Origin of the sequence: Acidithiobacillus sulfurivorans, from assembly GCF_018853815.1 — a bacterium.
GTDB classification, from domain to species: Bacteria; Pseudomonadota; Gammaproteobacteria; order Acidithiobacillales; family Acidithiobacillaceae; genus Acidithiobacillus; species Acidithiobacillus sulfurivorans.
In genome coordinates this window covers 20,582-39,571 of the sequence record NZ_JAAOMP010000040.1, presented here as the reverse complement: position 1 = coordinate 39,571, position 18,990 = coordinate 20,582, and the positions used below count along the sequence as shown (strand labels likewise).

Here is an 18,990-nt window from a genome sequence, read left to right as displayed (position 1 = left end):
AGATTTTACGCGATTTTCCGGGGCTGAGCGGGGTGGTGCATAGTTTTTCCGGGAGTCTGGTACAGGCACAACGACTGGTGGACAGAGGATTTTATCTGGGTTTAGGTGGGGCTTTTACCCATGCGCGGGCGCTGCGCCTGCGGGCCACTATCCAGTCCCTGCCGCTGGAGCGGATTCTGGTGGAAACGGACGCTCCCTGGCAATCTGCTGAAAATTACCGGGGGCAGCGCAACGAACCCGCCTTTCTGCTGGAAACTGTCCATGCGCTGGCGCATTTACTCCAAATGTCGCCGCAAGCGTTGGCAGAGCAGCTCACCCGTAATACTCTGGCTCTTTTTCATTTTCAGGAAAAATCATAAATGCAAGATCCCTTTATCCGTAGCGAAATTCTTTTGGGTGCTTCGGCAGTGGCCTATTTGCGTCACCGTCATGTATTTATTGCCGGGGTGGGGGGCGTGGGTGGATACGTGGCAGAAAACCTGGCCCGGGCGGGGGTCGGCAAAATCACGCTGGTTGATCACGACGTGGTCTCCTCATCCAATATTAACCGCCAGTTGGTGGCTTTGCACTCGACGCTGGACCAGCCGAAGGTGGCAGTGATGGCGGCACGTATTCAGGATATTTCTCCAGATTGTGAAGTGGTCGCCAGGGAGGATTTTATTACCGTCGACAATGCCGAGCAGCTCCTTCGTGAAAGTGGCGCGGAAGTAGTGGCGGATTGTATTGATGCCATTGCCTGGAAAGCTGTTCTTATTCAGTCTGCCCAGCACTTGGGTCTGGAAGTGTTTTCGAGTATGGGCGCAGGGAATCGTCTGGATCCCCGGCGGGTGCGAGTGGCCAAATTGAATCAGACGGAGACATGTCCGCTGGCCCGTGAAATCCGTGCGTTGCTCCGTAAAAACGGGGCCAGCCTCGATTTTTTGACCGTATTTTCCGATGAAGCGCCGCGACCTGCCGCTCCTCAGGAGCCGGTTAGTGGTCCGCAGGGGCGACCCAAAACGGTCAATGGAACTATTTCCTATATGCCCGCGATATTTGGTGTGTTGCTTTCCGGAATGATTGTGCAATATTTGCTTGCAGCTGGCGAAAATGGAAAATGCAACTAACTATACGTTTATACTGGGAAGTTAAAAAGCATATAACCAAATTATTATATTATTGGGTTTGGTAGCGTTGGGGCGCTTTAATTTATGGCAAAATTCATGAGTACGGAGTGGATTCGTCTGGTTGGTAAACAATGGGATACGCATCCGGAAATTCAGAAAGATCTGAAAAATTTTAATGCGACCTGGGAATACTATATTGAGGATCGTCCCGATATACCCCATGTCATGCTTTTCTGCAAAGCCGGGAAAGTCATCTATGCGGGCCCTTCCGATGGTCGTCGTCGTGATTTCATCATGTGGACCTCTATGGACAACTGGAAAAAAATTCTTTCCGGCGAACTGTCCGGAAAAGCCGCGCTGATGACGCGTAAGCTGAAATTCAAAGGGTCCATGATGACCGCCATGAAATATATGACCCCATTCAATATTCACCTGAGTATTCTGGGTGAAATACCCGTCGATTTTGATATTTAGGGCGGATGCTTTGATGACAGAAGAAGTTTTGCCTTCCAAAACCATACTGAACTTTACGGTTGACCCGAATTATTCCGGGAAAAATCTGCCCGGCTGGTTTTTGATGAATACTTTTTTGCAGCGCCACCTGGGTCAGGTAATGCATTTTCAGCCGCAGGATGATTTTGACAGTGGTCGGGCGGCGGTGTTGTCCGGAAATTATGATTTTGTATATGCCAACCCCTTTGATTGGGTGCAGTATCAGCAAAAGTTGGGTTTTCTGCCCATTGTCAAGCCGCAAAATCATTTTGATGAAGTGTTCTTGTGCGCACCAGCGGCAGGCTCTATTCATCATGCTGAGGATTTTCCGGAGCGTATCCGGATTGCTTCGGCGCATCCCTCAACTCTGGTCCATATGGTGGGGTTATTCCTCATGGATAAGGCTGACATTGATCGAGCGCGTCTGGATTTTGTGTTTACCGGCAGCTATCAAGGGGTTCTCAAGGCGTTACTGCAGGGCCAGGCTGATTTGGGTTTTCTCTTTAATGAGGTCTACAACAGTGCCAGCAAGCTGATCCGTGAACGTTTACGGGTGATTGATCAGTCCGATGATGCCTTTGCTTTTCATGCTTTTTGCCTTGGGCCACGGTTACTGCCACAACGGGAATTATTAACGGGCTTGTTAACGAGCATGGATCAGGAGCCTCGTGGAAAAACCCTGTTGGAAGATTTGGGCTTTTCCGGGTTTGAGGCGGTTACGGAAGATGAAATTGCCTGCCTTGCCACCCTTGCCGATGAGTATATTAGCGGTCACGAAGCCATTGATATTCGTGCGACCTCCAGCCTGGCCGTGAAAGACAGCGCCTTTGTTGTCGCCCGTGAAGATCCCGAAGGCGGGACAAATTAGCCGGGCTGCGGTTACAATGCGGCCATGAGCTATCGTGACCTGCGTGCCTTTATTGCCGATCTTGAAAAACGTGACCTGCTGCGTACTCTGAATGTGCCTGTTTCTCCGCAGCTGGAGATGACGGAAATTTGTGACCGTACCCTGCGGGCAGGTGGCCCTGCTATTTTATTCAAAAAGCCCAGCGGGTTCGAAATGCCGGTGCTGGGCAATCTTTTTGGAACCACGGAAAGAGTCGCTCTGGGTATGGGTGCCGAGTCGCTGGCTGATCTGCGCCAGATTGGTCAATTGCTGTCCTATCTCAAGGAGCCGGATCCTCCCCGGGGACTGAAGGACCTGTGGAGCAAATTGCCGACCTTGCGCAAGGTGCTGTATATGGCTCCGACAAATGTTGCGCGCCCGGTTTGTCAGGAAGTGATCATGCGCGGCGACGCCGTGGATTTATCGACCTTGCCAGTGCAGACCTGTTGGCCCGAAGACGTAGCACCACTCATGACCTGGGGGCTGACGATTACCAAAGGCCCGCACAAGCGCCGTGCCAATATGGGAATTTACCGACAACAGGTCATTGGTCGTAATCGGGTGATCATGCGTTGGCTGGCGCACCGGGGTGGGGCGCAGGATTTACGTGAATTTCAAAAATTACATCCGGGTGAAGCTTTCCCGGTTGCTGTGGCCTATGGCGCGGACCCGGCCACCATTCTGGCCGCCGTTATTCCCATTCCCGATACGGTTTCCGAACATCAATTTGCGGGATTATTACGGGGTGGGCGGACGGAGCTGGCCAAGGCGCTGACCGTACCCCTGCAAGTTCCGGCACGCGCTGAAATAGTTCTGGAAGGGCATATATATCCGGATGATATGGCTGAAGAGGGTCCTTTTGGCGACCACACCGGATATTACAACGAAACCCAGAAATTCCCTGTTTTTACGGTCGAAGCCGTCACGCACCGCGAAAACCCCATTTATCATAGTACTTACACTGGGCGTCCTCCGGACGAGCCAGCCATTCTTGGTGCGGCCCTGAACGAGGTTTTTGTGCCTCTCCTGCAAAAGCAGTTTCCGGAAATTGTTGATTTTTATCTGCCCCCCGAAGGCTGCTCCTATCGCCTGGCTGTAGTCAGTATTCGCAAGGGATATCCAGGGCATGCCAAACGCGTCATGTTTGGTATTTGGGGTTTTTTGCGGCAGTTCATGTACACCAAATTTATTATTGTCGTGGACGACGACATCAATGTGCGCAGTTGGGAGGATGTCATCTGGGCGATGACAACGCGCATGGACCCGGTGCGGGACATCACGCTGATAGAAAATACGCCCATTGATTACCTCGATTTTGCTTCGCCGGTCGCTGGTCTGGGCGGTAAAACAGGCTTTGATGCCACCAACAAGATGCCGGGAGAAACCAGTCGGGAATGGGGACGTCCCATCCAGATGACCAGCGCCGTGCGGGATAGCGTGGATACTATACTGAGTAGTCTGGATCGACCGCTTTTCTAATCGGGTATGGTTGGGGTTTCTAAAATTGTTGTATGGGGTTATTCTCATTCGCTGATGGTGGAGCGGGTGATGGGAATCGAACCCACGCCATGAGCTTGGGAAGCGTCCGGCCCGTCATTATCAGCAACAATCCGCAACACGAAGAACATAATAAATCAATGCGTTATAATCTGGCGGCTTTTCCCTTGTGTTGTGGGTAACTCCCGATTTTTGCCCCTCAGTGTCCCATGAGTGTCCCACGGTACAATGGGCATTGCGACGGTCACCAAGAACTCTTGCGCGTCAAAAGATGAGAACCTTATCCCGGTTTCGATATCAAAATTTTTCAATATGGACACAGTCGACACAAGTAAACCATCAAGATTAAACCAAGCTATACAGTTTAGCATTGTGGTCCTAGTCTCAATATTTTGAGTGCCAGAGAAAAATCTTGTATTTTTGAGATAGCCATCTAATATGCAAACCGTAAAAATGGCGGAGAGGAAGCATGAAAATAGGAAAGCTGGTGCTATTGGTTACAGTTGTCTTAGTATTGGCAGGATGTGGGATGGGGTGGACGCGTCCGGATACATTGCGCCCGGAAGCTGAAAGGGATATTTTATCTTGTAAACAGGAAGCGTTAAAGTTGTATCCTATTGATATGGTAACAACAGCTGTAGGTTCTGGTTATCAGAATCCAGCACAAACCTACTGCAATACCTACGGCCAAGAAACTGACTGTACTACCTATAGCGGTAATTATGTGCCTCCTGCTACGACTACACAAGATATAAACCTAAACTCAAGAAATATCGCTTTCAGCGAATGCATGGAATCTTTAGGTTATAAATGGAAGTGGTAAATATTACTTATACCCAAATTTATGAGGCATATATAGAATTAAAATTAGAAAAATACTCTTAAGAATTGTCGAAATTTCAATTCAGCAAAAATCTAATTAAAATAGATTAGAAAGAAGCCGATAGATCAATCTGACTAACTTAGTATCCCTTCCGCAATCTCTTGGCGCCATACTCAACCACGTCCACGTCCGCCAGCAGTTTGCGGGACAAGTCACGAATAACCTCTAATTCTTCGGTCAAGCCTTGCAATTCTGGCGGTAAACTGTTCTCTTTCGTGAATTCCGCCAGCCTCTGATGCAATGCTGTGGTAATTTTTACCATATACTCAAGCCCTTTAGGCATGTGGATCAGTGCATCTTCTTCCATGTGAATCCCTCCCACCTCAATAAAATAAATCACATCAAGCAGAAAAGTACAGGATAGGGCGCAATGCCGCAATGAGGGTTTCGGCTATCCCTCTGCAACAATTATCGTTGTCCCAAGCCGTTCAGCAAGCCCGGTCAGAGCTTTATGTCGTGCAGCCCGATACCTTGCCATCTGGCGGCGGCTTAGTTTTGGCGGCCGTTCTCCGACCCACTCGGCGCACATCCCCGACGAAGAAGTCGTTATCTCCACCATCAGGTTTTTGGCGATTTTGGCGCGGGTAACTGTTCCGTAACTGTCAGTATTCATAGTAAGTTCTCCTAGGTGCAGCGGGTTGATAAATCCGCATATCGCGTTCATAAGAATATTATATGACAATGACGGCAGGCTCGGAGTGCCATCGGGTAGCAGGCTTTATATCCAGAGCCACCAGACGGCGGCCCTGTTCCGGTGATGTTGCAGCGGCCTAGCGATTGTTCCGGTAGCGGGTGGCCGGGCAGAAAGTGCAGACACTCCCCACAAGACGCGCGCTGGGGCTGTTTCCTTGGCTCAGGACGCACGCTGGCTGGTTGGGTGGTGCTTGGGTAGCTCTCAGGCATCATAGCTGCCCCATGCCCGTATGCCGTCTATCACATCCTGTGCCCAAGGCCCGCAATCTTCCACGACGGCGAATTGCTTTAGCGCTTCCACCATAGCGGCAGGTGACGTGAACCCATGCGCCAACATCTGCCCAAAAATTACCGCCAGTGTGGACCGTTTCTGCTCCTCCCAATCATACCAGCAGGCTCCGTCTGAAAATTGTTGTGGGTATTTACGTTGGGGCGGGTGCTCTACCGCCAGAACATTGTGCACCCCATGTGCTTCTGACCAATCCCAAAGAATCATTGTTTTCTTAGTTTTCATTGGCTGGCCTCCTCTGGCTGGCAGAACTCGCACCCTTCACCATCACAGCGCGGGCAAGGTGTTTTTTCCGCCATGGGTGAATCAGGAAGATTTGCGTCTTCATCGTGCGCTAAAAAACCCCCCATACCCCCTACGCCATAGGAAGGCGCGGAAGGCGCGCTCCCTAGACTGACTGCGTCTTCTGCGTTCTCATCGTATGAAGGCGCGGAAGGCGCGGAAGGCGCAGATTCCCCGATTGCATCCCATCCTTTGGCGGTTAAAAGCCATTCGGGGCGTTCTTTTCGGTAGCGGTCACGATAGGTGCCTTTTTCGATAAGTCCGTCGCGCTCCATTTGGCGGAGAGCAGCGAACAACGCCCCGGCTACTTGGAAGGCCCGCTTAGGGAATCCCGGTTCTGGACGGCATAGCTTCCATGCGTTGGTATGTGCGGACTGCTCAGACGATACGTGTTCACCACGGCGGTTAAAGTCGCCCAGCACCCGCAGCAGTGCCGTTTGTGGTGGCTCGGTTGGCTCCCCCGTCGCGTCGTGGGTGGACTCATCCAGCACCAACACCCCGCCCATTGTCCGGGTAAGGCGTAACGGCTCCGCAGTCATGGGAGCGAGATTCAGTTTGTCCAGAGTCAGCACAACGCGGCTTGTGTCGTCTCCGTCGGGTGCCAGACTTAACCTTGCGCGTGCTGAGTTATGCCATGCCGTGCTGCCACTGTAGGACTCGCCGCCACCCCGCACGCTGGCCTTTGGTGTATGGGTAAGCAGCACGATGGCCGGGTTGCTTCCTTGGCGGCCCAGCGATGCCAGCCCGCGAACGAAGGCCCGCACTTGCGCCCTGTCATTTTCGTTTGCTTCGTATGCGTCGCTCGCATTATCCACCACACACAACACGGGCTGGTGCTCGGTGAGTATCTCCGCCAGTCGGTGGAAAACGGGCGAGGGTTCCAAGGTGTGCCGCCCAAACTCGGCCAGTTCCCGATATAGAACAGGCTCGCTGGTGGCATCCAGAGCCAGCAGATGTTGCGCCAGCAGGTGCGGGTCGACGTTCAGGTCGTGGCAGATGGCCGCCAGACGATGCCGCAGGATTGGCCCAGCGTCTTCACCAGAGAAGAACACAACAGGCCCTTGCGTCGTCGGGATACCCCACAAGGGCAGCCCTATTGCCACGGCCACGCATAGCTGAAGCGCGGCGGTACTCTTGCCGCTTCCACCGTGCCCTGACAATAGGCAAACGTGCCCACGAGGGATATGTTTAGCCCAGACAAAATCCGGCTCAGGGCTGGGGTTGTCCCAGACTCCGGCCACGTCCACGGTTGGGATGGTCACGGCGGGTTGCGGTTCCGGGAGTCCATCAGCCCGGCTCATGACGCCACCCCCTGCCGCCAATCGTTCCAATCGCTACAATGCGGTGGGACTACCGCAGGCGGTGGCAGGATTAAGCAGCGGGCAGATATGGCGGCTTGCTGGGCTTTCTCTCGGCCTATGGTGTCGAAGTCGGGACAGATTACCAGTTCAAGCCCCGGCCATTTTGCGCGGGCTGCTTGGGCAACGGCGGCAAGGTTTCCGGCATCGCAAGCGGCAACATGGCAAGCGTCCGGTTTCATGGCCGCCAGTGTGGACGAAGTGGCCCAGCCTTCGGTAATCCAGAGCGGGCGGGTGCCATCCGGGATTTCACCAGTAGGGATAAAATGCCCAGCCTTGCTCATGCCCGGTAAAAAACGCTTGCTGCCGTCTGGGTGGATAAACTGCAAGCCCCAAAGTTTCCCGGTGAAGTCCTGAACGGGCAGAACCAATGCAGCCCCGGACTGGCGGGCAACACCCGGCGCAATGCCCTTGCGCTGCAAATATGGGTGCAGGGCGGCGGCTGGTGCTGAAGCTGCCCAGATACGGACGGCCCGTTCAGCAGCAGCCCTGTGGCGGCCTTCTATAGCCTCCTGAGCGCGTTTTCTGTCCTCGGTGATACGTCTTATCTCGGCACGTTCGGACGCGGTGAGGGCTGACAGACGCTTGCTGCACCATGTCCGTTTGGCCCCTGTCCGCCAGTTGCCAGCAGCGCCGCTTGCCGGACTATCCAAGTGGAGAACGTGCCAGCCGTTCAGTGTGCCGGGGCGGTCGCCCTCAATGTGGTGACGGTGCAAGAGGCCATCCGCGACCAGTGCGGACGGGCTGGCAGGTGCCACGCCAGCGTCCCGCATGGCTTCGGTGAAGGCGGCAATAACCTCTTGACCGGAGGTCAGAGTTTTGAGATTGTGTAACCCGTAGGGTGTTTTGTTGTGAGCCCCGGTTGCCGCCGGGGTTTTTGTCTGTCTGGTGACCATATCACGCCACCCCCCGGACAGTCCGCAGGCCGCCGCTCTGTACGAGTTTCATAAATTTCTGCTCGTCAATCAGGATGCGTCGCCCCATGCGCGTCATTGCGCCTGCTTCTTCCAGCGCGTCCTGTTGCCAGTAAAGGGCACTCCTCATTCCACCCATGCTGAAGGCCGGGTGTTTTGCGACAAACTGCTTTACGGTTAAAAAATCGGGCATTGCTTCCATTTTCTACTCCATGATGCCGCCAATGTCGGCGACATGTGAAGCATAAAAGTCCGCAATCATGAAACGGAAACGCCCCAATAAAGGGGCGAAATAGTTTCGGGGTAAAACGGCGATTATTGTTTAGGCTTTGCGAAGAGGCTAATCAGTTGCTCTTCAGGGTTTGCCCTTTTGGTAGTTGGCTTGGGCGCTAGTGGCCTCCTCCTGCCCTGTTCCACCACGCTTCGGACGGATTGCCGAGTCGCTTGCACTCCGCACAGTTGCGCCAATTCAGCAACAAGGGAATACCCGCCATTTTCCCAAAAGTCGAGCGTATCAGGGAAGAATGGAACTAGCGACCGCACAACGGCAGCGGCCCGCGTCGGTTTGCCCCGTCTACCTTTCCGTGCCGCACTCCCGGCGTCGATGTCTTGAGTGCCCAGTAAGTGCTCCCCGATCATCGCAGTAGGATGCACGGTGCCGTATTGCGCCCTATCTGCCCACAGCGCCAATGCTTCCACGCTACGGGCCAGCGGTTCGTTATCGGCTCCCCTGAGCAGCGCGGCGACTTCCTTGAGTAGCCGGGCAGCCTTGGCGCAATCCTTGGCCCGGCTCTCGGCAATCTTTAGCGCTCCGCCGCTTTCCTGCATCAGGTAGGCCATGGTTGAAATTAAGTCATTTTGTGGTTTTGTGATAAATCGTGACGCCTTATCAATAATTGGGATGCCCGTACTTTTGATTTCCGCAATGTTAGATGGCTCCGGGCTGCCGGTAGTCTCTAATGCTTTTTCCAGAAAACACCAGTCTGGAAGTGGCCCCTTGATGTTGGGCGCCGGTATCCGCCCCAGCACATCCACGGCTTCCGGGCTGCTCCTCATCTCCCGTAGTGCCAGCTCTTTCCATGCTACCAATTCATCAGGGGTCAGCAGTTCCCTCAAAGCTTCTGCTGCCAACTCAATGCTTTCTTCTGGAGTCATGCCGCACCCCCCAGCATCATGGCGGCGACCCGTTCCGCCAGTGAAGCGGTATGGGCTGGCGATAAATGCGCGTATCGCTGCACCATTGCCAGCGTCTTATGTCCCAGCAGTGCCGCCAGTTCGGGCAGACTGGCCCCATTCATGGCGGCATAGCTGGCGAACGTATGCCTTAAATCGTGCCAGTGGAAGCCCTCGATGCTTGCCGCCTGTAATGCCTTTTCCCACGGCTGGCGCAGGTCCACGGCCTGTTTAGGATTCACCTTGCTTGGGAACAGCAGGACTGAATCAATCCGACGCACTTTGGCCCGTTCCCTGAGTAATTCCAGCACTGGCGCGGTAAGGTGCAAGGCGCGGCGGCTGCCGTTCTTGGTTTCTTCAAGCTGCAAGGTGGCGCGGTTCAAATCAATTTGCGCCCATGACGCGCCCATCGTCTCGGCTTGTCTGCCGCCAGTAGTCAACGCCAGCAGGACGGCAAGGTATAAATCGGGGTTGCTCGATTGCTTGCAGGTTTCCAGCAGTCGGGCGCGTTCTTCGTCGCTCAGGTAGCGCACGCGGCCACGGGGTAGGGCAGGCTTAGGCACGCGGTGCATGGGGCTTTGCTCTGTCCACTGCCAGACGTTCGCGGCCTGAGTCAGCACGCTTGAAAGTGACTGCCGATAATGGGCTACGGATTGCGGGCCTAGCTGCCGCTCTTTGGCGACTTCGTTCAGCGCGTCATTGATTGCCGCAGACGTTAAATCCGCCAGAGTCAGAGCGCCTAGCCTATCCTTCCACCATGCGTAATGCAGGCGGCGGTGTGCGGCACTTTTCAGGCTGGGCAGGGTATCCCGTTCGTAACGCTCGATTGCTTCCGCCAGCGTGTGCCGCTTGGCTTCTGCCGTCTGGAAATAACGACCTTCCCTGATGGCGGCTTCCGTCTGGGTAGCCCACTGCTTGGCCTTGGTGAGACTGGCGAAGGTGGCGCTTTGGACAGGCTGCCCCCTGAGTCTGATTTTTACCCGGTAGCTGGTGCTGCCGTCGCTGGTGGTGCGCTTCTCGATGGCGGCCATGTTATGCGCCCCGCCATGTGATTACTGATATAATCGCTGTATCCATTTTGCAGGCTCCTTCATAGCTTGCGGTGGTAGGGCTGGGGCTGGTGCTGATAACACCCCCCGGCCTGTTTTGTATTATGGCAAACACGGCAATAAATGGCAACATGAGCTAGGCAAGCGCAATATGTATAATTACAACACAATGATTTATTTATTGTAGTTAATTCGTGATGCAGGCTATGGGGCACTCATGGGGCAGTGCGCGAAAAATGGGGCACTTGTGGGGCACTCTTGGGACAGTAACCGGGCAAGAATTTTTGCTCTGCTCGCTTCCCAAAATCAGCATATAGGGTTATTGTTCATTGCGAATGGTTGCGGCGTAGTGTCCCACCAATGCCCCATGACAAAGAAAAAGGGCCTAAGCAGTAAGCCTAAGCCCTTGATTTTGAATGGAGCGGGTGATGGGAATCGAACCCACGCCATGAGCTTGGGAAGCTCAGGTTCTACCATTGAACTACACCCGCATGCGCTGGATTCTAAGCGCATGCGGGTGAAAACGCAAGGCAGCAAAACAGGCATCGTTGTAAGGATTTTTAATTAAAGTCAATAAGATGGTTAATAGACCAAGAGGCAAGAATATGGAAGAGTTACCAACCCGGGAAGAGGATATCGAGCAGGCTTCGCGTTCTCTGAAAGCCATGGCCCACCCCCTGCGCCTCAAGGTGCTTTGTGTTTTGGGTTCAGAAGAAATGAGTGTTCAGGACATCGTCTCCGCAGTGGGTACCACGCAGAGTAATATTTCTCAGCATCTCGCCATTTTGCGGGAAAAAGATATCCTCCGCGCTCGCAAGGACGCCAACAAGGTTTATTATCGGGTGGGTGATCCGCGTACTTTGCGCTTGATTTCCATGATGAGTGACGTGTTCTGTAGTATCCACTGAAACTCTGGATAAATCTGAATCAGTGGCAAGCGAATGCAACGGCAAGAACCGGTGCCTGATGCGCATTTGTGGAATATGATGATATTCTGATATACTCCGCCGCCTGTGCCTGCTGGTTTTCAGAAAACGCAAGCAATTAGTAATGGCTGCGTGACCTGATTTGTGGCGGCTTTGTTTGGCGGAGAAATCAATGCATTACGGTCCCTATAAAAAATCCCTGGCGCTTGTTGCAATAGCTGTCTCAGGAACCTTTTTTGCCATAACCGCACAGGCTGTAGATTTTAACCAGTGTGTGGCCATGGCGCTCAAACAGAATCCGCAGATTCTGGCGGCCAAAGCAGAGCAGGCAGAAGCCAAGGGGGCGGTGTCCCAGGCTCGTGGTCATCTGCTGCCGAAATTGAATGCTTCGTTTTCTGCCAGCCAGTCCAATAATGCTTTGACCGTTTTCGGAATGAAGTTGTCCCAACGCCAGGCAACTTTCAATGATTTTGGAGCGAGTCAGTTTAATCCCAGTAATCCCAACAGCCTCAATGTGGCACCAGCTGGCCTTAATTTGCCGGGTAGTTATCATAACTACGGCACCAAACTCCAGTTGGAAATCCCGATCTGGAATGGTGGTGAAGTCTGGGGACGCCTGAGTCAGGCCCACGCCATGCTCGAAGCCGCCCAAAGCGGTAATATCATGGCTCGCCAAAAGCTGACTTTTGCAGTATTGCAGGCCTACGACAGCGTCATTGCGGCCCAAAGCGCCATTCAGGTTGCCCATAAAGCCCAGGAGGCCGCTGAATCCTACGTCAAAACCAGCAAATTGCTTCTGGATAAAGGGGTGCTAGTCAAAAGCGATTGGCTGGCGGCTGAGGTGAATCTGGAAAAAACACAGCTGGCAGTTCAGACCGCAGAAAATGATCACGCTAATGCTCTGGAAAATCTGTCTATTCTGATTGGCTGGCCGGAAGAAAAAACTTTATCCGTGGGGAAACCCGTACAACCCGCCTTACCTGTTCATTCCCTCCCGGATTTGCAGCGCCAGGCGATTACAGAAAATGCCGGCATTGTCGCGCTACGCCACAAACTGAAAGCCGCTCAGGATGGCATTCAGGTCGCTCGTGCAGCCTATCTGCCCCATGTGAACGCCATGGCCAATCAGGAATGGAATGGCAGCTCGCTGGGTAATGCGGCTCCCTCCTATACCGTCGGCGGCGAAGTCACCTGGAATGTGCTGGATTTTTCCCGAGGCGGGGGTATGGATCGGGCGCAGGCCGAACGCGAGCAGGCTATGGCCACCTTGCAAGAGGCACAGAACAAGCTGCGCTTGCAGGTGGCAGAAGTCTGGCGCAGTGCGCGTGAGGCGGCGCTGCGCGTCAAAATGCGCCGCCTGGCTGTTCAGCAAATGGAAGAATCCCAGCGTCTGGTACGGCTGCGTTATGAAAATGGGGTTGAAACCATTACCGGCTTGCTCCATGGTCAGGCCGAGTTGGATCAATCCCGGGCTGAACTGGTATCGGCCGATTATGCCGAGGCTGTCCAGCGTGCCGCACTGTTGCTGGCCATTGGTAAACTGAATCCGCAAGAAATCGTCGACGTGGCCCCGGTGTCCGTCGTGGAAGGAGCTTCCTGATGTTGACCTTGAAACGCACCGTCATGCTATCAGCCATTGTTTTGGCCAGTGCTGGCTTGGCTGCCTGCAGTAAATCCCCTCCCCAGACCCCGGCTGTGCATCACAGCGTGAGTGCTCCGGTCATGCAGATTGGGGGGAAGAATATGGCCGCTTATAGTCAGGTCCCAGGCACGGTGACTGCTGCCCAGCAGGTGCAAATCAGCTCGCGTCTCAGTGGTTATATTCGTTATCTGGATCTACGCGAAGGTCAGGCAGTCAAAGCTGGGCAGCTCCTTTTTGAGGTCGATCCAACGGATGTGCAGGCCCAGGTACAGCAGGCCCAGGCGGGCCTTGCCGAGGCGCAATCCAATCTCAGCGATGCCCGTTCCAACTATGATCGCTTCAAAGCCCTGTATGCCCAGCAGGCGATTCCTGAAAAGCAGTGGGATCAGGTGAAGTCGGCCTATGCCATGGCTCAGGCGCGTGCCGCTGCTGCGCGTGCGGGCATTGCCAGCGCTCAGGCCCAGATGCGTTACGCTCGGGTAACCGCACCGTTTTCCGGAACCATTATCAATAAACAGGCCCAAAATGGCGATATGGCCTCGCCGGGTCAGCCAGTGCTTACTTTGGCCAATACCATTCAACTGGAAGTGCGCTTTGCCGCTGGCAGTGCTTTATACCGCAGCCTGAAAATTGGTCAGACTCTCAGCGTGCTTGCGGACGGCCAGCGGATCCCCGCGACGGTGCTGGATATGGTCAACGCGGCAGATGCCATGACCCATGCCCACACCGTCAAGCTGAGTCTGCCAGCCGATAGTCATCTTCAGGCAGGAGATTATGTGACCGTTGCGGCACCGCTGGCAGCCCGTCAGATTATTGCAGTGCCTGCCAACGCGTTGCTGGATCGTGCGGGTATTCCGGGGGTGTTTGTTGTAGATGCGCATGGCATTGCGCATTACCGTATGGTTCGTCCCGGTCCGCAAACACCAGATGGGGTAGAAATTCTGGCCGGCCTGAGTGCCGGAGAAACCGTGGTGACGGGTAATCTTGCTGCAGTCAACAATGGTGATTACATCAAGGCCGGAGCAGCCCATGGCTGATCAGCAGCAAAAAATGAATTTGGCCGGGCGGCTGGCTCAGTCTTTTTACCAATCCAAAATTACGGTGCTCATCATGATTGCCATTGCCCTGTTCGGGCTTCTGGCGGTTACGGTGACCCCGCGTCTTTACAATCCCGAGATTGTGGTTCCGGCAGCAGAAATTTTCGTCATGCGCCCCGGTTCCAACAGTGAGGAGATCCACAATTTAGTCATCCGTCCATTGGAAGCGCTGATGGCTTCCCTACCGGGGGTGCATCATACCTTTGGTTACTCCGTAAATGACATGGGTATTGTCACCGTGGAATTTCAGGTGGGGGCCAATGAAGAAAAAAGCCTGCTGGAGGTGTACAACCAGCTCAGCCGTAATATGGACAAAATGCCGCCGGGGACGGAGCAGCCTCTGGTCAAGTCCATAGGGATCAATGATGTTCCCATCATGACGGTAACTTTAAGTACATCACACTTGACGCCTGTGGCCTTGCGTCAAGTGGGCACCCGCTTGATGGATCAATTGCAGAATGTGCCCGATGTGGCTAATGCTACCCTCATTGGTGGAGGTAGGCAGGCGGTCAATGTCTGGCTCAATCCCGCCAAGCTCGCGAGTGCCGGTCTCAGTCTGAAAAATATCGAACAATCCCTGCAGGGAAACAATGTGATTTTGCCCGGCGGCAATCTGGTCAACGACAATCACGAAATTCCTCTGCGCATCAATGGCGCACTGGGTTCAGCGCAAGATGTCGGTAATGTGATTATCGGCAGTCATGATGGCCAACCCATCTTTCTGAAAAATGTGGCACGTATTGAGGAAGGTGCGGCGGAAGGTCACACCGCTACCAGTAATACCGCCGGGTTGGCGAACCGTATGCAGCTGCCGGCCGGAACAAATATGCCAGCAGTAACCATTACTCTGGCCAAGCGCCCAGGAACCAATGCCGTCACGGTAGCAGACGCCATCAAGGCCAAGCTGAACCGTCTTGAGCAGGAAGCTTTGCCCCAGGGTGTGCATGTCACCATTACCCGGGACTACGGCGCCCGAGCTGATGATGCCGTCAGTACCCTGTTTGAACATCTCAGCATTGCTGTCGGAGTGGTGGCCATCATCTTGATGATTTTCCTGGGTTGGCGGGAAGCCGGTATTGTTATTTTGACGGTGCCCCTGACTTTGGGAGTGGTATTGGGCATCGGCTGGTTGCTGGGCCAGACTATCAACCGGATTACCCTGTTCGCTCTGATTTTATCGTTGGGATTACTGGTAGATGGCGGAATTGTGGTGATTGAAAATATTCACCGTCATTTGCACGGTTGTGCCAAAGGTGATTTTGCCAACTGCGTGATTCATGCGACCAATGAGATTGGCAATCCTACCAACATTGCTACGTTAGCGGTCATTCTGGCTTTTGTGCCGATGGCTTTTGTCACCGGCATGATGGGTCCTTTCATGCTGCCGATCCCGATTTTCGTGCCCATTGCCATGATTGCTTCGGTGCTGTTGGCTTATACGGTAGTTCCCTGGGGTGCGTATCGTTTTCTGCGCAAGAAGGCTGCCAAGGCGGCAGATACCTATTCCCAGGCGGGACATGACCCAGAACAGGATGCTAGCCAGTCTCCGCAGGATGCGCTGCAAAGGGGGTATTTGCGCGTAGTGACGCCATTGCTCGAGTCTTCTGGCCGCCGCAATATATTCTTCCTGATTGTCGTGGTGTTGCTGTTGTTGGCCATGTTGATGCCCTTATGGCAATTTGTCCGTCCTCAGGGTATGAATGGCCCCCTCAGTGCCATGGGTGTCAATTTGAAGATGCTCCCGGAAGGTAATGTCAGTGATTTCATGATTCAGGTGGATACACCCGCAGGGACTGCATTGGACGCCACCGGTCAGGTGGCGCAAGCGGTAGGTGATGTCCTCAGTCATAATCATTACATAGAAAACTTCCAGACGTATTTGGGACGTTCTGCCCCGGTGGATTTTGCGGGGCTGGTACGTGGTGACATGATGCGCGAAGGCAGTAATTACGCCCAGATACAAATCAATCTGGTACCGCGTGATGAACGCCCCATGTCTCATACGGTGGCTGTGGAGGTGTATAAAGCCCTGCAGAGCGTGCGCAGTCGTTTCCCCCAGGCCGTTATCAAGATTTTTGAGGTTCCGCCGGGGCCCCCCGTGCGTGCCCAGGTGGTGGCAGAGCTTTATGGCCCGAATTACCAAAAGTTGCGGGAGTTGGCCGGGACGGTAGAGCAGCACTTCCGGAAAGTGTACGACATGATTAACGTGGATGATTCGGTGACAGCGAGCGTGCCCGAATACCGGATTCATGTAGATCGGCAAAAGGCCATGCTCGCTGGAGTGGCCCCGGTACAAGTGGCTGAGCTGGTACATGACTATATTGCGGGCACCAAGCTCGGTGCCTTGCATGATCCTTCAGCCCGGGAACCGGTAGATATCATTTTGCGGGTTCCCCCCCAGGATCGTGCCTGGCGTCAGCAGATTCTTGATCTGCATATTCGCAACAGTCAGGGGCAAGAGGTGGCCTTGTCCAGTATTGTCCAGATCCAGAAAACCACTCTGGCCAAACCGATTTATGATCGGGACCAACATCCGGTGGTCTATGTGACCGGCGATCTGATTGGTTCAAGCCCGGTGTACGCCGTCCTGAGCCTGAATCACTGGCTGGATGATCAGCACATTGACGGTGTCCATCTGACCACTGGCAATCTGGGCTTCACGCCTGCCCAGCCTAATGATATTACCCACTACCAGATTCTCTGGGGGGGGGATATGCGCCTGACTCTGGATGTGTTTCGCGATCTGGGCGCAGCATTCATTGTGGCCCTGGTGTTCATCTATCTGATGTTGGTGGCTTATTATCAGTCTTTTATGATGCCGGTCATTGTCATGGGGGCCATTCCGATGACCCTGATTGGGGTGTTTCCCGGACACTGGTTGTTGAATACACCCTTTAATGCGACTTCCATGATTGGTGTCATTGCGCTGGCCGGTGTGGTGGTGCGAAACTCCTTGTTGTTAATTGATTTTATTATTGATTATCGGCGTCAGGGCTACGCGCTTGAAGAGGCTGTGTTGCAGGCGGGGGCAGTGCGGTTTCGCCCGATTTTGCTGACGGCTCTGGCCATCATGTTCGGCTCGGCCATTATGGTGACCGATCCGGTATTTGGTGGTCTGGCGGTTTCCTTGATTTTTGGCACCTTCGCCTCCACACTGCTGACATTGGTGGTGATTCCGCTTTTATACTTTTTGTGGGAGCGGCGCCTTGAAAAGCAGACGCAGAGGATTTAACAGAAAATGAATACAGAACGTTGGGTACGTGTGGTTGCCGGGTTTTTTGTTCTGGTGAGTGTAGTTTTGGGTGCCCCGGCCAGCCCGATATTTGTCAGTGAGTGGTTCCTGGCATTTACGCTCTTTGTCGGTTTCAATTTGTTGCAGAGCGGTTTCACTTGTTTCTGCCCGCTGGACAAAATTTTACTGAAGCTGGGTGTGCCGGGTTCAGGGTCCTGCGGGAGATAATTCATGGAAGCCAAAATTCTCACCTTCGTCGAGGCGCAATGGCCGCTTTTGCTGGCAGCAGTAGCCTTGATCGTCATGATTTTTAAAGGCCCACTGACGCGCAAGGCAGCAGGAATCAGTGAGGTAGATGCGAAAACGGCGGTTCAGTTGATTAACCATGAAGAAGCTGTGGTCATTGATGTGCGCGAACAAAATGAATGGGCTCAGGGGCATCTCCCCGGTGCCCGTCATATTCCCCTGGGAGATCTTCCCAAGTATATGAAAGATTTGGAAAAGCATCGTGGTCATCATGTCATCTGCCAGTGCGCCAGCGGAATGCGTTCGGCTCGGGCTGCTGCAAGTCTGAAAAAAGCGGGCTTTGATAAAATCTACAGCCTCAAGGGTGGTATTGGTGCCTGGCGGGGTGCTGGATTACCGGTCGAAAAATGAAAGTGGCTGCCGAAGTGTTGGTGTATGCTACGGGAACCTGCCCTTATTGCCATCGCGCGGAAGCCTTGCTGAGGAGTAAAGGCGTCAATCCACAAATTATTCGGGTGGATCACAACCCGGCCTTACGTCGGGAAATGCAGCAGCGAGCCCACGGAAGGCACACCGTACCGCAGATTTTCATCAATGGTCAGCATGTGGGTGGTTCTGATGATCTGGCGGCCCTGAATCATCGTGGGGCCCTGGACGCTCTCCTGCAGGCTGCACCCCAGGAATAGCTGGCAAGGCGGATTGGGAGAAGAAAATGACAGGATTAATGGTAGTTTGTCCTTCCTGTGGAAGCCTGAATCGGGTACCGCAGGAGCGTTTGGGTGATAAAGCCAAATGCGGCAAGTGTCATGCTGAAATTTTGCCAGACCATCCGGTTAATCTGGCTGCCGCACGCTTCAATACGTACATCCAGAAAAATGAATTACCCGTATTGGTAGACTTTTGGGCCCCCTGGTGTGGTCCATGCCGCAGTATGGCTCCGCAGTTTGAGCAGGCTGGACGAACTTTGCGTGGCCGCGTGCTTTTTGCCAAGGTCAATACGGAAGAAGAGCAGTCTTTAGGGGCGCGTTTCCAGATCCGCTCTATTCCCAGCATGGTTCTTTTCAAAAATGGCAAGGAACACGCGCGGGTCAGTGGTGCCATGGGCGCTGCTGATATTCAGCGCTGGCTCGGGGCTCAGGGTGTCTAGATCAGAATTCATCCAGTAAAAGTGTAAGCCATCATCTATCTATCTTGACTTCTTTCGAATAAACACTAAATTACCCCT

The 18,990-nt window shown here is 53.8% G+C and carries 22 protein-coding genes and 1 tRNA gene; 14 read left to right on the top strand and 9 right to left on the bottom strand.

From position 1 onward, the window contains the following. The 6 genes from HAP95_RS05025 to HAP95_RS05000 all read left to right on the top strand — a co-directional run. Positions 1-359: TatD family hydrolase (locus HAP95_RS05025; RefSeq protein WP_215883225.1), on the top strand; the 359-nt coding region annotated here is incomplete at its 5' end. Beyond that, positions 360-1,106, top strand: a complete 747-nt coding sequence (locus HAP95_RS05020) for a tRNA threonylcarbamoyladenosine dehydratase (RefSeq protein WP_215883224.1) — start codon at positions 360-362, stop codon at positions 1,104-1,106. Between the two features lie 84 nt (positions 1,107-1,190). Further along, the gene (locus tag HAP95_RS05015) at positions 1,191-1,580 is read left to right on the top strand and encodes an SCP2 sterol-binding domain-containing protein (protein WP_010637778.1); all 390 of its coding nucleotides are present in this window, start codon (positions 1,191-1,193) and stop codon (positions 1,578-1,580) included. Positions 1,581-1,593: 13 nt separating this feature from the next. Continuing rightward, entirely contained in the window at positions 1,594-2,466 is an 873-nt protein-coding gene (locus HAP95_RS05010; RefSeq protein WP_215883223.1) for a phosphate/phosphite/phosphonate ABC transporter substrate-binding protein, read from the top strand. A 24-nt stretch (positions 2,467-2,490) separates the two neighbouring features. Further along, a complete protein-coding gene (gene ubiD / locus HAP95_RS05005) occupies positions 2,491-3,963 on the top strand; it encodes a 4-hydroxy-3-polyprenylbenzoate decarboxylase (RefSeq protein WP_215883222.1) in 1,473 nt (490 codons plus the stop codon). A 487-nt stretch (positions 3,964-4,450) separates the two neighbouring features. Beyond that, entirely contained in the window at positions 4,451-4,804 is a 354-nt protein-coding gene (locus HAP95_RS05000; protein WP_215883221.1) for a hypothetical protein, read from the top strand. 139 nt (positions 4,805-4,943) lie between these two features. Here HAP95_RS05000 and HAP95_RS04995 read toward each other — a convergent pair whose 3' ends face one another. The 9 genes from HAP95_RS04995 to HAP95_RS04955 form a co-directional block, all read right to left on the bottom strand. Further along, a complete protein-coding gene (locus HAP95_RS04995; protein WP_215883220.1) occupies positions 4,944-5,171 on the bottom strand; it encodes a hypothetical protein in 228 nt (75 codons plus the stop codon). Positions 5,172-5,255: 84 nt separating this feature from the next. Next, on the bottom strand, positions 5,256-5,477 hold the full coding sequence (locus HAP95_RS04990) for a hypothetical protein (protein ID WP_215883219.1): 222 nt from the start codon (positions 5,475-5,477) through the stop codon (positions 5,256-5,258). A gap of 282 nt (positions 5,478-5,759) precedes the next feature. Beyond that, the gene (locus tag HAP95_RS04985) at positions 5,760-6,071 is read right to left on the bottom strand and encodes a hypothetical protein (RefSeq protein ID WP_215883218.1); all 312 of its coding nucleotides are present in this window, start codon (positions 6,069-6,071) and stop codon (positions 5,760-5,762) included. Beyond that, complete coding sequence (locus HAP95_RS04980; protein ID WP_215883217.1) at positions 6,068-7,429, bottom strand: AAA family ATPase; 1,362 nt, start codon at positions 7,427-7,429, stop codon at positions 6,068-6,070. The genes HAP95_RS04985 and HAP95_RS04980 overlap by 4 nt, the downstream gene beginning before the upstream one ends. Further along, positions 7,426-8,382, bottom strand: coding sequence for a toprim domain-containing protein (locus HAP95_RS04975; protein WP_215883216.1), 957 nt, complete (start codon positions 8,380-8,382; stop codon positions 7,426-7,428). Before HAP95_RS04975 ends, HAP95_RS04980 begins: the two co-directional genes overlap by 4 nt. 1 nt (position 8,383) lies before the next feature. Next, positions 8,384-8,602, bottom strand: coding sequence for a hypothetical protein (locus tag HAP95_RS04970; RefSeq protein ID WP_215883215.1), 219 nt, complete (start codon positions 8,600-8,602; stop codon positions 8,384-8,386). A gap of 113 nt (positions 8,603-8,715) precedes the next feature. Further along, the gene (locus HAP95_RS04965) at positions 8,716-9,555 is read right to left on the bottom strand and encodes a hypothetical protein (protein ID WP_215883214.1); all 840 of its coding nucleotides are present in this window, start codon (positions 9,553-9,555) and stop codon (positions 8,716-8,718) included. After that, a complete protein-coding gene (locus tag HAP95_RS04960; RefSeq protein ID WP_215883213.1) occupies positions 9,552-10,604 on the bottom strand; it encodes a tyrosine-type recombinase/integrase in 1,053 nt (350 codons plus the stop codon). The genes HAP95_RS04965 and HAP95_RS04960 overlap by 4 nt, the downstream gene beginning before the upstream one ends. Before the next feature lie 435 nt (positions 10,605-11,039). After that, a tRNA-Gly gene (locus HAP95_RS04955) sits at positions 11,040-11,113 on the bottom strand. Positions 11,114-11,227: 114 nt separating this feature from the next. Here HAP95_RS04955 and HAP95_RS04950 point away from each other — a divergent pair. The 8 genes from HAP95_RS04950 (at position 11,228) to trxC (ending at position 18,912) form a co-directional block, all read left to right on the top strand. Continuing rightward, positions 11,228-11,530: an ArsR/SmtB family transcription factor gene (locus HAP95_RS04950; protein WP_024893036.1), complete on the top strand. Its 303-nt coding sequence runs from the start codon at positions 11,228-11,230 to the stop codon at positions 11,528-11,530. 190 nt (positions 11,531-11,720) lie between these two features. Continuing rightward, positions 11,721-13,148 carry a TolC family protein gene (locus HAP95_RS04945; protein ID WP_215883212.1) on the top strand — a complete coding sequence of 476 codons (1,428 nt, stop codon included), beginning with the start codon at positions 11,721-11,723 and terminating at the stop codon, positions 13,146-13,148. Continuing rightward, on the top strand, positions 13,148-14,227 hold the full coding sequence (locus HAP95_RS04940) for an efflux RND transporter periplasmic adaptor subunit (RefSeq protein ID WP_215883211.1): 1,080 nt from the start codon (positions 13,148-13,150) through the stop codon (positions 14,225-14,227). Before HAP95_RS04945 ends, HAP95_RS04940 begins: the two co-directional genes overlap by 1 nt. Further along, complete coding sequence (locus HAP95_RS04935; RefSeq protein ID WP_215883210.1) at positions 14,220-17,519, top strand: efflux RND transporter permease subunit; 3,300 nt, start codon at positions 14,220-14,222, stop codon at positions 17,517-17,519. The genes HAP95_RS04940 and HAP95_RS04935 overlap by 8 nt, the downstream gene beginning before the upstream one ends. Before the next feature lie 6 nt (positions 17,520-17,525). Then, positions 17,526-17,747 carry a YgaP family membrane protein gene (locus HAP95_RS04930; protein WP_010637351.1) on the top strand — a complete coding sequence of 74 codons (222 nt, stop codon included), beginning with the start codon at positions 17,526-17,528 and terminating at the stop codon, positions 17,745-17,747. Between the two features lie 3 nt (positions 17,748-17,750). Beyond that, a complete protein-coding gene (locus HAP95_RS04925; protein WP_215883209.1) occupies positions 17,751-18,176 on the top strand; it encodes a rhodanese-like domain-containing protein in 426 nt (141 codons plus the stop codon). Further along, complete coding sequence (grxC, locus tag HAP95_RS04920) at positions 18,173-18,451, top strand: glutaredoxin 3 (protein WP_215863622.1); 279 nt, start codon at positions 18,173-18,175, stop codon at positions 18,449-18,451. The genes HAP95_RS04925 and grxC overlap by 4 nt, the downstream gene beginning before the upstream one ends. Positions 18,452-18,477: 26 nt before the next feature. Next, on the top strand, positions 18,478-18,912 hold the full coding sequence (trxC, locus tag HAP95_RS04915; protein ID WP_215883208.1) for a thioredoxin TrxC: 435 nt from the start codon (positions 18,478-18,480) through the stop codon (positions 18,910-18,912). Positions 18,913-18,990: the final 78 nt, after the last annotated feature.

Coding starts and splice junctions, on each gene's coding strand:
- HAP95_RS05020 (WP_215883224.1), top strand. CDS start 360: ATGCAAGATCCCTTTATCCGTAGCGAAATTCTTTTGGGTGCTTCGGCA.
- HAP95_RS05015 (WP_010637778.1), top strand. CDS start 1,191: ATGGCAAAATTCATGAGTACGGAGTGGATTCGTCTGGTTGGTAAACAA.
- HAP95_RS05010 (WP_215883223.1), top strand. CDS start 1,594: ATGACAGAAGAAGTTTTGCCTTCCAAAACCATACTGAACTTTACGGTT.
- ubiD (WP_215883222.1), top strand. CDS start 2,491: ATGAGCTATCGTGACCTGCGTGCCTTTATTGCCGATCTTGAAAAACGT.
- HAP95_RS05000 (WP_215883221.1), top strand. CDS start 4,451: ATGAAAATAGGAAAGCTGGTGCTATTGGTTACAGTTGTCTTAGTATTG.
- HAP95_RS04995 (WP_215883220.1), bottom strand. CDS start 5,171: ATGGAAGAAGATGCACTGATCCACATGCCTAAAGGGCTTGAGTATATG.
- HAP95_RS04990 (WP_215883219.1), bottom strand. CDS start 5,477: ATGAATACTGACAGTTACGGAACAGTTACCCGCGCCAAAATCGCCAAA.
- HAP95_RS04985 (WP_215883218.1), bottom strand. CDS start 6,071: ATGAAAACTAAGAAAACAATGATTCTTTGGGATTGGTCAGAAGCACAT.
- HAP95_RS04980 (WP_215883217.1), bottom strand. CDS start 7,429: ATGAGCCGGGCTGATGGACTCCCGGAACCGCAACCCGCCGTGACCATC.
- HAP95_RS04975 (WP_215883216.1), bottom strand. CDS start 8,382: ATGGTCACCAGACAGACAAAAACCCCGGCGGCAACCGGGGCTCACAAC.
- HAP95_RS04970 (WP_215883215.1), bottom strand. CDS start 8,602: ATGGAAGCAATGCCCGATTTTTTAACCGTAAAGCAGTTTGTCGCAAAA.
- HAP95_RS04965 (WP_215883214.1), bottom strand. CDS start 9,555: ATGACTCCAGAAGAAAGCATTGAGTTGGCAGCAGAAGCTTTGAGGGAA.
- HAP95_RS04960 (WP_215883213.1), bottom strand. CDS start 10,604: ATGGCCGCCATCGAGAAGCGCACCACCAGCGACGGCAGCACCAGCTAC.
- HAP95_RS04950 (WP_024893036.1), top strand. CDS start 11,228: ATGGAAGAGTTACCAACCCGGGAAGAGGATATCGAGCAGGCTTCGCGT.
- HAP95_RS04945 (WP_215883212.1), top strand. CDS start 11,721: ATGCATTACGGTCCCTATAAAAAATCCCTGGCGCTTGTTGCAATAGCT.
- HAP95_RS04940 (WP_215883211.1), top strand. CDS start 13,148: ATGTTGACCTTGAAACGCACCGTCATGCTATCAGCCATTGTTTTGGCC.
- HAP95_RS04935 (WP_215883210.1), top strand. CDS start 14,220: ATGGCTGATCAGCAGCAAAAAATGAATTTGGCCGGGCGGCTGGCTCAG.
- HAP95_RS04930 (WP_010637351.1), top strand. CDS start 17,526: ATGAATACAGAACGTTGGGTACGTGTGGTTGCCGGGTTTTTTGTTCTG.
- HAP95_RS04925 (WP_215883209.1), top strand. CDS start 17,751: ATGGAAGCCAAAATTCTCACCTTCGTCGAGGCGCAATGGCCGCTTTTG.
- grxC (WP_215863622.1), top strand. CDS start 18,173: ATGAAAGTGGCTGCCGAAGTGTTGGTGTATGCTACGGGAACCTGCCCT.
- trxC (WP_215883208.1), top strand. CDS start 18,478: ATGACAGGATTAATGGTAGTTTGTCCTTCCTGTGGAAGCCTGAATCGG.